An 11889-nucleotide genomic window follows, 5' to 3' on the forward strand; every position below is an offset into this window, starting at 1 on the left:
CCTCCAACCGGTCACGTGCGCTAGCCCAGGGGCCAAGGCAGCTCGGCCACGCTTTGCAAAAGACCTGCAGGGAAGTCGCGGTTTAGCAGGCCCGCCATCAGGCAGATGAAGGCGATCCCCGCAGCGGTATAGGCCGCCGCAAAGCCAAGGCTTTTGCCTGCCCGGAACCGGATGAAGGCAAACAGGAACAGCGCCAGCGCCAGGATGAAGCCCAAAAGCGCGGTAAGGACCAACAAGCCCGCGAACCAGGCCAAGGTGCTCCAAAGCCCGAACCGCGTTTCCTCCTGCGCTTCCCGATCCGCAAAAAGCGCATGGGTTTCAGAGCGCAGCATCATCTGAATAAGCAAGATCACACAGGCCACAATGGCCACACCCGAGACAAAGCGCGGGAACACCCGGTCTGCCGCCGCATAATCCGGGATCATGGAGGCATTGGTGAAGGCGATCAGCAGATAGGCCAGCACGACCAGCAAAAAGATCATCGGCGCGCGCTTTGAGCCGGAATTGACTTCGCCCTCTGCCATTATGGATTTGGCCTGACGCAGGCCCAGCACAACCGAGATCAGCGTGATGATGATCAGCACAATCACGATGGGTGAAAAGATATAATCCATACCTTCCTCAAACCCTTTGCGAAAGCGTGACTGCGCGATCTGCACCGCTTGGTTGGCATAGGTCTCTGCGGGATTGGACAACACAAAGCCGATCAGAAACGCGGGGCGCGACCAATCAAACCGGCGCATCAGGATGCCCAGAAGGCCAATTGCGAAAAGGGCAACAAGGTCCATGATGTCTTGCCCGGATTGGAACGCGGCAAAGGCGATGATCATGAACAAGAAGGGTGCCAGCAGTGAGAAAGGGATCGTGGTCAGCCGCGCGATGCCGCCTGACGCCGCGATGCAGATCAAGGTGCCCACCACATTGGCCAGCGCCAGCAACCAGACAATGGCATAGGTGATATCCAGGTTGTTTTTGAGCATGGAGGGCCCAACCTCAATATTGCCCGACCCCAACAGGGCAATCGCCCCAATAAAGATCGCCATGGAGCCTGAGCCGGGAATACCAAAGAGCAAGGTTGGTACCAGCCCGCCGCCCTCTTTGGCGTTGTTTGAGCTTTCCGGCCCGATCACGCCGCGCACTTCGCCTGAGCCGAATTTGGATTTGTCTTTGGTGGTCTGCACCGCATGCCCGTACGCGATCCAATCAACCACGGATCCCCCAGGCCCGGGATCACACCGACAACCACGCCGATGATGGAGCACCGGACGGAAAGCCAGATGTTGGCGAACCAGTCGCGCACACCAGATAGCCAGCCGCCGCCCAGCGGTTTACGATCTGAGATCGCGCGGTCCTGACGCAGCAGGGCGATGATTTCCGGGATCGCAAAAATACCAAGCCCTACGATGACCAGCTTCAGGCCGTCCACCAGATAAGGCATGTCATAGGTGGCCATGCGCAGCTCACCTGCGCTGTCGCCTTCACCGATGGTGCCGATCATCATGCCAAGGCCCGCCGCCGCGATGCCTTTCAGCGCCACGCGCCCGGCAAGGATACCGACCATCGACAGACCAAAGATGGTGATCATCAACAGCTCCGGCGTGCGGAACTCCAACACGATGGGCCGTGCCACCAGGATAAAGACTGTAAGAAAAGCGGCCCCCACAAGCCCGCCAAAAAGCGATGAGGCGAAGGCCGCTGAAAGCGCACGCGCCGCCTGACCTTTCTTGGCCATGGGAAAGCCGTCCAGCACCGTGGCCTGGCTTGCCGATGACCCGGGTATCCCCATCAGGACCGAGGCGAAAGTGTCTGAGGTTGGCACAACCGCCACCATACCGATCATCAATGCCAGACCCAGAACCGGGTCCATGCCGAACATGAAAGGCAACAACAGTGAAAGGCCCGCGATGCCGCCCAAGCCGGGAAAGACACCAATGCAAAGCCCCATCACAACGCCAAGCACAAGATAGCCCAGCACAATGGGTTGCAGGATAAGACCAGCAGCATCAGACAGCGCTGGCAATGCGACCGATATCACATCCATGGGAACAGCCTTTCTCAGATCTTGCAAAGCAAAGGGGCGGGTAAAACCCGCCCCGTTCGTCTGTTAGTCCAGCGACACGCCGTAGCGGTCTTTGAGCCAGGTTGTGACATAGGACTTTGCCGCATCTGGCACATTGGTTGCGCTGTTCAGCGCGCCTGTGGCCTCGTCCCCTGTCATCTGTGGGTATTTGCCCAAGCGACCTGCAGAAATCTCAGCGAAATCCGCACGTGCCTTCACCGCCTCAAACGCCTTGGTGTAGGTCACGATCGCGTCGTTGGAGGCACCGGCAGGCAGGAACACCATCTTCTGGGCAGGAAAGCCTGCAATGAAGAACGCTTTCCACGCATCCCACTGCTCACCGGATGTTTCACAGCCATCTGTTGCGTCGCACACCTCTTTGAAGGTTGGCATGTCTGGGAACGTTGGATCGCGCACGATGTTGCCATCCGCATCCAGCGCACCCCAGGACATCATCGGCACGGCTGTGCCTGCCTCAACCAAAGGTGTGACCCCTTTGAGGAAGGACGAAGACGTCTGATAATCGATGTTGGCTTCACCACGTTCAAACATCAGGCGGCCATCACCGCGACCTTTGATGCCAAAGACAGGCTCAACATTCAGGCCCAGCATTTCCCAGGCCAAAAGTGGGACCAGGTCCAGACGTGTCGCCCCCTGAGAGCCATAGATGAAGTCTGTGTCGCGCAAGGCAGAGGCATCCATGCCATCCATCTTGCCCGCCAGATCCGGTGGCAGATAGGCCACGCCGCCGGTGCCAGAGGCCAGAACCACGTTCCAGTCCTGATATTCATAACGCACGCGCGGATCGCCCAGCAGATATGGGAACTGAGTAGAGCCGGAAGAGCCAAAGATCAGCGTGCCTTCGCTGTCGTCATAGCTTTGCTGCTGGAACCAATTCGCCCCTTTGGTCGAACCTGCACCTGGCATGAATTTCACCACAACGGTCGGCTCCCCTGGCAGGGCCTCCGACAGCAGTGGCGCGTAAAAGTTGGCCCATTTGGCCGAGCCACCGGTTTCAGAGAAAGGGATCACCCATTCAACGGTTTTCCCGGTCAGGTCGATGCCATGCCCCCCTGCGGATGCAGATGTCGCAAAGCTGGCCGCCGCAGCCGCGACAAAGCCCATGGCCACGCGACGCGTGGTTTTCAATACAGTCATAATTTCCTCCCAATTGCGCCGGTCACTCCCACCGGGCGCAGATATTCTGAACGGGTGATTCCCGAACCAATGCCCACAAGATGTGATATGAACCTTGCATCAAGCCTTCATCCTCGCAAAAACTGGCGCATGCGGATCACGCTTATCGAAGACAACGCCAGCCTGCGCAAAGGCATCACCTACCGGCTTGAGGACGAAGGCCATGTGGTGGATGTCATCACCGACGGGCTGCAAGCCGAGGATTTCCTGCGGCAGGAATCCTGCGACCTGATCATTCTCGATATCAATCTGCCGGGGCAAAGCGGGCTGGATGTGTTACGTGCGATGCGCAAACGTGCCGACCCGCGTCCTGTTATCCTGCTGACAGCGCGGGCAGAAACCGAAGACCGGGTGGCAGGGCTGGATGCGGGGGCGGATGACTATCTGGTCAAACCTTTTGCCATGGATGAGCTGGCCGCACGTGTCCGTGCGCTTGCCCGGCGCAAATCGGTGGCCCCCCGCAAGCGCATCGCTTTAGGTGCGCTTCAGCTAGAGCTTGAACCGCTCAGCCTGTCGACGCCTGAGGGTCCGCTTGATGTGCCCCGGCGCGAACTGATGCTGCTGGCCGCTCTTGCTGGCGCATCTGGCAGCGCATTGAGCAAGGAACAGCTTTTGGATGCCGTCTATGGGGCCGGAACAGATGCGGATGAAAAGGTGATTGAGGTCTATGTCTCACGCCTGCGCAAACGCCTGCATGCGCATCACCTGCGGATCTCGGTGAAACGCGGGATCGGCTATGTGCTAGAGGTCCTGCCGTGACACGGCGCATCTCGCTCAGGCTCCGCCTGACGGCGATCATACTGCTGCCGCTTCTGACCATCGCGATCCTTGCGGGGCTTTGGCAGCTGCGCAATGCACAACGCACCGCAGATGATGTTTTTGACCGCAGCCTGCTTTCTGCCGCCTTGGCCGTGGCGAATGATGTTGCGATCTCAGGCGGTGATGCCCTTTCCCCGCGCACCCGCGATATCCTGGCGGGCACGTCGGGTGGGTCGGTGTTTTATCATGTCTACGCCCCGGACGGGGTGATTGTGGCAGGCTACGCCACACCGCCCGTGGGCATTCCCAGACTGGCCTCCGAAGTGTCCGAGCCTGCCTATTTCGAAGCCATCTATCTGGGCCGTTCCGTGAGCGGCGTGCGCCTGCAAACGCAAACGGAAATCGAAGGTTTTAGCGGATTGTTCACCACCACGGTCTGGCAGGACACCGCATTGCGCAGCGCCTTTGTCAGGGACCTGACGATGCGGTCTTTCATCGCGATATCTTCGCTGATCCTATCGTTGGCCCTGATCGTCTGGTTCGGTGTCCGTCTGGGCCTGCGTCCGCTGTTGGAACTGGAACAAGCCATCGCACAACGCAGCAGCGCGGATCTGTCGCCAATCCAGCGCGCCGTCCCCGAAGAGGTTGCAGGCGTGGTGGCGACGCTGAACCGGCTTTTTGGTCAGGTCTCAACCACCATGTCGGCCCAGTCTGAGTTTATTGCCAACGCGGCCCATCAGCTGCGCAACCCCATTGCGGGTGTGATGGCCCTGGCCGAAGCGGTGGTTAGCGCCCCAGACACCAAGCGCGCCAAAAGCCGGGCAGCGGATCTGCTGACCGCTGCCGAAGAAGCGGCAGATCTCAGCAAGAAACTGTTGCTTTTGGAACGTGCTGAAGCGCTCACACAGGCCAGCGCCCTTGAAACCGTGGACCTGGCCCAGCTGGTCCAGGAATGGGCCGTGCCTGACGCCCGCTTTGCCAAACGTGGTGTCAAGCTCAGGGTCAACTCACCCAGCGCCGGGGCCCCTCTGCAGGCCGACCGAGTGATGCTGCGCGAAGCTTTTGCGAACCTGCTGGACAACGCGCTGCGGCACGGCGGCGACAGGCTGACAACCATCACCGTGGACGTCGCGGCAGAGGATCAGGACATATATCTTAGTGTCGAAGACGACGGCGCAGGTCTGCCGCAGGCAGAGTTGAAGCGGGCGACAACGCGTTTCGTTCAATCCCCTGAAACCGGCTCAACCGGGCTTGGGCTTTCTATTGTGGAGGCGATTGTCGAAGGGCACGGTGGCAGCTTATCACTTGAAAAACCGCCCAAGGGCCTGCGCGTTGTGATGCGGTTTCCGCTGAGCGGTCCTCCGGCCTCTTAGTGACCCCAATAAGTCGACGCGATCCCGAAAACCCCAACCGCAATCAGGCTAAGCGCCCACACCAGATCCAGATTAAACCAGGTCTTGGACAGAAACCTAAGCCCCAGCCAAAAGTAGATGATCACCGCCACCACGGCCCCTGACAGGGTCATGGCCACGGTATGCGCGGCGGCCACCCAAAAGGCGATGGCGATGTTGCTTTGCATCAGCGCCTCAACCGCAAGATGACCGGTATCCTCAGGCGGGATGGCGCAGATGCCAAGGTATATCGGCACCAGCATCAGACCCGCGCCATGGGCCATCGCAGCCAAAAAGGACCACAGCGCAAGGCGCGCAGGATGAACGCGTGCCAGGAATTTCGGGTGGCGACGGTTGATCACCAGATAGACACCCATCGCGATCACAATAAGCCCTGCACCCACGCGGATCTGGGTTTCCCATTCGACCAAAAACAGCATGACCGAAAACGGCAACAGGATTGCGATCATGGCCAGGAAATGCCCCAGCGCTAGCATGGCCAGCGCTTTGGGCATTGCACTGCGCTTGCGCTCCATCAGGGCGGCGGAAACCGCAAGGGGCCAGCCCATGCCGGGGTTAACGCCATGGTAGATGCCAGAAAAAATGACGGCCCACCAAAGGGCCGCCAAAGATAGGGTTTCAACCATTCGTTAGACGGAAGGGTAGCAGAAACTGTCCGTGGAACAGTCGCCGCCTTCTAGCCTGATCTGATGCGAACGGTAGCCTTTGGGGAAATCAATATAGAAATCCTTGTTCAGCGTCAGACCACCATCGGCCCCCACATCCGCCATCACCATCTGCCCGCCTTCGTCATCAGGATAGAACTGGTCATCCCAAGTGGAATAGAGCGAGTTTGTCCAATAGACGCGTTTGCCGTCCCGGCTCACCTCGACCATCTGAGGGCCGTAGACAAAGGGCTTGCCGTTCGGGTGGGCCGTGCCACGGGCAATGCCGCCCACTTCGACCTTCCCTGCCAGTTTGGGGTTCATCGGATCAGAGACATCGTATTGATGCATCTCCCCCAAGCCCCAGCAGGCCACGTAGAGGTATTTGTCATCAAGGCTCAGGTCGATGTCCGTCACCAGCGGCGGCACGGCCTCAAACCCTTGCAAAAGGGGTGGCAGGTTTTCAGGTTTTTCAGGACGCGGATCAATGGTGATGGTTTTCTTGGCCTGCCATTTGCCATCATCATCCCGCCACCAGGTAAAGATTGACCCCTGCAAGTTGGTGGTATCGACCACAACACCGCAGAAGCCATAGGACTTCTTGGGGTCATGCGCCGGGCGGATCTCAAGCGCCATTTGGTGGTTCTCGCCCAGATCAATCGTCTGGATGTTCTTGCGCTTGCGCAGGTCCCAGAAATGGATCTTGTGCCCGTATTTGTTGCTCAGCAAATCCTCAGCAACGATCCCGCCTTCGAACTGCGGCGGCAGGCCCCATTCAGAGCTGACCATGTAATCCTGCGGCAGGTTCCACCAGAAATCATAGTGTTTGTCCTGCTCACCGCGGTCCATCTCATATTGGCCGATGATCTCAAACGTCTCGCAATCCATGATGAAAATACCAGGAGGTCCATCAGTGCCATCTGGCCCGCCACCGCCCAGCGTTGAGACATAGATCCCCTCAGGGCCGCAATGGATCGTATGCGGGCGCGAATAGCCAGTCTTGGCAAAGACTTCCTCAGGCTCAATGGTTTTATGAATTTTTGCCTTCAGCGGTTCTTTGACATCAATAATGTAGATGCGGCTGGACCGGATGCCCGGAACAATCAGATAGCGCCGTTCAAGGAAAGCGTGACCTGACAGGGGGACAGTGAAGAAGAGCAGGCGTTCCAGCCGAAATGGTGGAATTCGTCCCCCAAATTCGGAACGATCACCTGATGCACGATTTCGCCGTAGCTGTCTGATTTCGGGTTCAGGTCCACCACGGCAATGCCATCGCCTTGCGATCCGTCGGGGCTGAGCATCACGGTGAAAGCGTAATTCTCCACCGGGGCTTCCATCGCAATCTTTGGCGATGGGTAGAATGTTGGATCTGGTCTTAAGTTCATTTTTTCCTCCCAAAAGAACGTCCCCGCAAAGCGGGAAAAATGAACCGGTTATCGTCCGGCTCAGGCTGCAACGCGCAATCATTGTTTTGGTTGGCATGTGATATTTCAGAGCGCGAGCCTTCTTTTGAGGCTTCTGCAGAACCGAAAAAAACACGCCAGAAAACGCGCAGCAAATGTGTGGTCGAATCTAAGTTGTGAAACGGCCACTTGACCGAGTTTGCGGGGAGCCGGTGAAAAAGCAAGAAAATCTTACGCCTAGAATTGTAATCAGACCTGCAAGTTACCGCGCGCCTTTGCGGGGCGCGCTTTGCGCTGCATGCAGCCTGTCCAACACGCGCTGGGCGCGTTTCGGTGCCTCCGTTGGGTCCGCTTGCCGCATTTGTTGTACCTGCGCTTCAGCCTTGGCAATCAGTCCGGGGATCAAATCAGCCTCGGGCAGATTCTTCCAATATTTCTTGGGCATTTCTGATTGCATCGCTTTGATCTTCAACCGCGCGGGGTTGAAGATATTGGCGTAGTAGGTTTTCCAAAGCGCTTCCGTCTCATCGCTTAGGTCCATACGTTCTGAGGTTTCGGCGACAAAACGGATATCGCCCGCATCGAAAATGATGCGCACCTCGGGTGTGACAATGACCCAGTCCATGTCGCCAAACCGGCGGGCGAAAAAGGGCGCAATCAGCTCTTCAATCCGGTGGTCGGGTTCAAACCACGACGCAAACGCGCGCCGATTGGCTCCTTGCGGCGTCACATCGCGAAACCGCACAAAGGCTTTCATTTTGTGCATATCCCGCCGGATGTGTTTGGCCAGACTTTCCGCACGCGCAACTTCTTTATCTGCACGGTTGCTCAGCAGCCTGGGGTCGCCTTGCAGCCGCAAAAGCAGCCGGTAGGCCAAATCAAATGCGCCCCCTTCGCGACTGGCACACAGGAATTTGGCCAGCGCTGGGAATGCTTTGGGCACGCTCACTTGAGCGGTGGGGTGGCGGGGCAACTCAGCGTTTTGCGCCTCAAAAAGCGATGCCGCTTCACCTTCAAGCTGCCAAGTCACCTCATCTGCTGAAACGTGGTGCCGGGCCAACTGGCGTGCGGCATTGCGCCAGGCATCAAAGGTGCCAATTCTTGGAAGGGTGATGACCTGCATCAGAAAAGCTGCAGCTGCTCAGGCGGCGGCGCAAACCGCGCGCGCAGGTTCTCGGCATCCGTCAAGCCGCCGGGCGACCAATCGCGCGCAACGATAAAGGGCTGCGCCTTGCGCACAGACGCTCCAATCCGGCGCAGATCATCATATCCCAACGCGCCGCTGCGCCGCGCCGATAGGATGCGACCCACCGATTTGGTGCCAAAGCCGGGCACCCGCAACAGCATGTCCTTGCCCGCGCGATTGATATCGACGGGAAACAGGTGCCGGTTCGCTAGCGCCCAGGCCAGTTTCGGGTCTACCTCCAAATCCAGCATGCCGCTGCCTTGATCCGGCGTGATTTCATCTGCTGCAAAGCCGTAGAACCGCAACAACCAATCGGCCTGATACAGCCGATGTTCCCGCGCCAGCGGTGGTTTAATCAGTGGCAGCTTTGCGGTGCTGTCGGGGATCGGGGAAAAGGCCGAATAATAGACCCGCTTAAGCTTATACGATCCGTAAAGATGCGTGGAGCTTTGCAGGATCGTCCGATCATTTGCGCCATCCGCCCCGACGATCAATTGCGTAGACTGACCTGCAGGTGCAAACTTTGGGGCCTTGCGGCCGCGATAGGTTGGGGTCTTCAGCTCGTCCTTGCGGGCGCGCACATCGGCCATGGCTTTGCGAATTTCGGCAGGGTTCTTTTCAGGCGCATAGGCTTTCAGCCCCGCGTCTGTGGGCAATTCGATGTTCATCGACAAACGGTCCGCGTAAAGCCCCGCCTGCTCAATCAATTCGGGGGCGGCATCTGGAATGGTCTTCAGGTGGATGTAGCCGCGAAAGTGGTGTTCCTGGCGCAGGGACCGCGCAATGCGCACCATATCTGCCATCGTATCATCCGGGCTGCGAATGATGCCTGAGGATAAAAACAACCCCTCGATATAGTTTCGCCGGTAGAACTCCGTCGTCAGATGCACCACCTCTTCCACCGAAAAACGCGCCCTTTGCACGTTGGATGACACCCGGTTCACGCAATACGCGCAATCGTAGATGCAAAAGTTTGTCATCAGGATTTTCAGCAGTGAAATGCACCGCCCATCCGGCGCATAGGCGTGGCAAATGCCCGATCCTTCCGTGCTGCCCAGGCCAGAGCCATCGCGGCTGTTGCGCTTCGTTGTGCCAGACGACGCGCAAGAGGCGTCGTATTTGGCTGCATCACTTAACAAAGCCAGCTTTTCTTTGAGCGTCAAAGTTCCCATGTGTTCTTGCTATGTTCTTGCGACGCATCTGGCAAGCGCCGGTTTGTCGCAGTTGGGATTTCCGCTGATGCAGGGCGCGCAGTGCAATCGTTACTTTGCCCGGCCTGCGCGCTGGGGTAGGGTACAAAAAAACATAAAAAGGATCAGAGCAGATGACCCTTACACGCAGAACAACACTCGCAGGGCTTGCGGCCTTCGGCTTGGCCGCCTGCGGCGCACCGGTTGCAGGCCCCGTGACCCGCAGATCATCCGGCCTGCCGCCTGACCTGCGGCCAGCACCAAACCCGGCCTATGACGCCTGGGTGGCTAACTTTCGTGGCCGCGCCTTGGCGCAAGGAATTACGCCGGCCACCTTCACAGCAGGCTTTCGCGGTGCCGGCTATCTGCCCGGTGTGGTCAAGCGGGACCGCAACCAAACGGAGTTCACGCGCACATTAGAAGACTACCTTGCCATCGCCGCCTCGGATGAGCGTGTGGCAAAGGGGCGTGCGGCCTTCGCCAAGCATCGCAGCACGCTGGCCGCGGTGGAATCCCGCTACGGCGTCCCGCCAGAGATTGTGACCGCCGTTTGGGGGCTTGAGAGCTTTTATGGAGAGCGTCGCGGTGATGTGCCGGTGATCTCAGCCACCTCAACGCTGGCCTTTGACGGGCGGCGCGGCGCGTTTTTTGAAAAGCAACTGATCGCGGCCCTTAAAATCCTCCAGAAAGGCGATACCACCGCGGCGAACCTGAAAGGGTCCTGGGCTGGTGCCATGGGGCATACCCAGTTCATCCCCACATCGTATGAGGCCTTCGCCGTTGATTTCAACCTGGATGGCCGTCGCGACATCTGGTCTGACAACCCAGCGGATTCCTTGGCCTCAACAGCGGCCTATCTGTCGCGTAACGGCTGGCAAAAGGGATTGAAATGGGGCGGCGAGGTCGGCAATGGCGGCCCCATCGGCAAGATGATCCAGCCGCAACCGGGTGGCCCCACCTTTTCGGTTACGCGGAACTTCAACGTGATCAAGCGCTACAACAATTCAGACAGTTACGCGATTGGTGTGGGCCATTTGTCAGATCGTATTCTGGGCGGAGGTCCGCTGCGCGGCAGCTTCCCGCCTGACAAATACGGACTGACAAAAGCCGACCGCATTCAGCTGCAGACCCGACTGACAGCCCGAGGATTTGATACCGGCGGCGCAGACGGCGTGATTGGGCCCAACAGCCGCAAAGCCATCGCCGCCTATCAGTCCAGCATTGGCATGGCGGCCACTGGTGATCCTTCGCAGGCATTGCTGGCGCGGCTGAATTAACGGTCCGCCACGGATATCGGATATTTTTTGAGTAGGGACATCCGTGCCTTTTGCACTAGCTTAAGGCGCCTGGGCGCATGCCAAACTCCTTTCGGCCTGCCGGGTCATGAATTCGTAAGTTTTGAATTCTAAATAACTTGTCCAGTTCTGCGGTGCCGATTGTGGCCGCCAAATGAGAGAGCGTCCAAATGAGAGATCGTATCGTATGACTGAAAACCCTACGGGCCCGTATCTTTTGATTGTGGATGATGACGAGGAAGATGTGTTTGCCTTCAAATGGGCGCTCAGGTCTGTGAACCCGGATGTGCAGGTGCGCCACATCACAGATGGCGCTGCGGCGCTGGATTTTCTGCTGGCTTTGTCCGAGGCAGATGATCTGCCGCAGATCGTATTGGTGGATATTAATATGCCAGGTGTGAACGGGTTTGAAACGCTTGCCGCCATCCGAAACTCAAAGATCACGCAGCATTTGCCGGTGATCATGTTCTCCACCTCAGATTCGCCTGCTGAAATCCGCAACGCCTATTTGGCCGGGGCCAATGCGCATCTGGTCAAGCGGAACTCGATCAAAGATCTCAAGGTGATGGCCAGCGCGCTTGCAACATTCTGGCTGCAACAGGCGGCGTTGCCAAGCCGGGGATGACGGCTGGTTTCGGGTCTTGGGGGGTATAGGCCGGGCTTGATTAACGCCCGCTGGCTCATGCTCAGAAAAATCCGCGCGGTTGAGCTGCCTTGTCTGGGCCGATGCCTAGGCCAGGGGGC

At 58.3% G+C, this 11889-nt stretch carries 8 protein-coding genes and 2 pseudogenes; 4 read left to right on the forward strand and 6 right to left on the reverse strand.

Going from position 1 to position 11889, the window contains the following annotated elements; all coding sequences use genetic code 11:
* Window positions 1-20: 20 nt before the first annotated feature.
* Window positions 21-2041 (reverse strand): annotated as a pseudogene (locus tag ACZ1HM_RS04005) (tripartite tricarboxylate transporter permease).
* Between the two features lie 63 nt (window positions 2042-2104).
* Window positions 2105-3190, reverse strand: coding sequence for a tricarboxylate transporter (locus ACZ1HM_RS04010; RefSeq protein ID WP_472744561.1), 1086 nt, complete (start codon window positions 3188-3190; stop codon window positions 2105-2107).
* Window positions 3191-3346: 156 nt separating this feature from the next.
* Here ACZ1HM_RS04010 and ACZ1HM_RS04015 point away from each other — a divergent pair, with 156 nt between their 5' ends.
* Both ACZ1HM_RS04015 and ACZ1HM_RS04020 read left to right on the forward strand, forming a co-directional pair.
* Window positions 3347-4015 (forward strand): response regulator transcription factor, encoded by a 669-nt coding sequence (locus ACZ1HM_RS04015; RefSeq protein ID WP_472741362.1) that lies wholly within the window; start codon window positions 3347-3349, stop codon window positions 4013-4015.
* Entirely contained in the window at window positions 4012-5388 is a 1377-nt protein-coding gene (locus tag ACZ1HM_RS04020) for a sensor histidine kinase (protein WP_472741364.1), read from the forward strand. Before ACZ1HM_RS04015 ends, ACZ1HM_RS04020 begins: the two co-directional genes overlap by 4 nt.
* On the opposite strand, the gene ACZ1HM_RS04025 is transcribed toward ACZ1HM_RS04020, so the two are convergent.
* From ACZ1HM_RS04025 to ACZ1HM_RS04040, 4 genes and pseudogenes are all read right to left on the reverse strand, one after another.
* A complete protein-coding gene (locus ACZ1HM_RS04025) occupies window positions 5385-6053 on the reverse strand; it encodes a hypothetical protein (protein WP_472741366.1) in 669 nt (222 codons plus the stop codon). The two genes, ACZ1HM_RS04020 and ACZ1HM_RS04025, sit on opposite strands and share 4 nt — an antisense overlap.
* Before the next feature lie 3 nt (window positions 6054-6056).
* A pseudogene (locus tag ACZ1HM_RS04030) lies at window positions 6057-7456 on the reverse strand (selenium-binding protein SBP56-related protein).
* 280 nt (window positions 7457-7736) lie between these two features.
* On the reverse strand, window positions 7737-8597 hold the full coding sequence (locus tag ACZ1HM_RS04035; protein WP_472741368.1) for a TIGR03915 family putative DNA repair protein: 861 nt from the start codon (window positions 8595-8597) through the stop codon (window positions 7737-7739).
* Complete coding sequence (locus tag ACZ1HM_RS04040) at window positions 8597-9832, reverse strand: putative DNA modification/repair radical SAM protein (protein ID WP_472741370.1); 1236 nt, start codon at window positions 9830-9832, stop codon at window positions 8597-8599. The genes ACZ1HM_RS04035 and ACZ1HM_RS04040 overlap by 1 nt, the downstream gene beginning before the upstream one ends.
* 152 nt (window positions 9833-9984) lie before the next feature.
* Between ACZ1HM_RS04040 and ACZ1HM_RS04045 the strand changes: the two genes are divergently transcribed.
* Together ACZ1HM_RS04045 and ACZ1HM_RS04050 are read left to right on the forward strand one after the other, a co-directional pair.
* Window positions 9985-11127, forward strand: a complete 1143-nt coding sequence (locus ACZ1HM_RS04045; protein ID WP_472741372.1) for a lytic murein transglycosylase — start codon at window positions 9985-9987, stop codon at window positions 11125-11127.
* 205 nt (window positions 11128-11332) lie between these two features.
* Window positions 11333-11770: a response regulator gene (locus ACZ1HM_RS04050; RefSeq protein ID WP_472741374.1), complete on the forward strand. Its 438-nt coding sequence runs from the start codon at window positions 11333-11335 to the stop codon at window positions 11768-11770.
* The last annotated feature ends 119 nt before the right edge of the window (window positions 11771-11889 follow it).

The sequence above is a fragment of the Sulfitobacter sp. GN1-4 genome (assembly GCF_055693825.1).

Coding starts and splice junctions, on each gene's coding strand:
- ACZ1HM_RS04015 (WP_472741362.1), top strand. CDS start 3,347: ATGCGGATCACGCTTATCGAAGACAACGCCAGCCTGCGCAAAGGCATC.
- ACZ1HM_RS04040 (WP_472741370.1), bottom strand. CDS start 9,832: ATGGGAACTTTGACGCTCAAAGAAAAGCTGGCTTTGTTAAGTGATGCA.
- ACZ1HM_RS04025 (WP_472741366.1), bottom strand. CDS start 6,053: ATGGTTGAAACCCTATCTTTGGCGGCCCTTTGGTGGGCCGTCATTTTT.
- ACZ1HM_RS04050 (WP_472741374.1), top strand. CDS start 11,333: ATGACTGAAAACCCTACGGGCCCGTATCTTTTGATTGTGGATGATGAC.
- ACZ1HM_RS04045 (WP_472741372.1), top strand. CDS start 9,985: ATGACCCTTACACGCAGAACAACACTCGCAGGGCTTGCGGCCTTCGGC.
- ACZ1HM_RS04035 (WP_472741368.1), bottom strand. CDS start 8,597: ATGCAGGTCATCACCCTTCCAAGAATTGGCACCTTTGATGCCTGGCGC.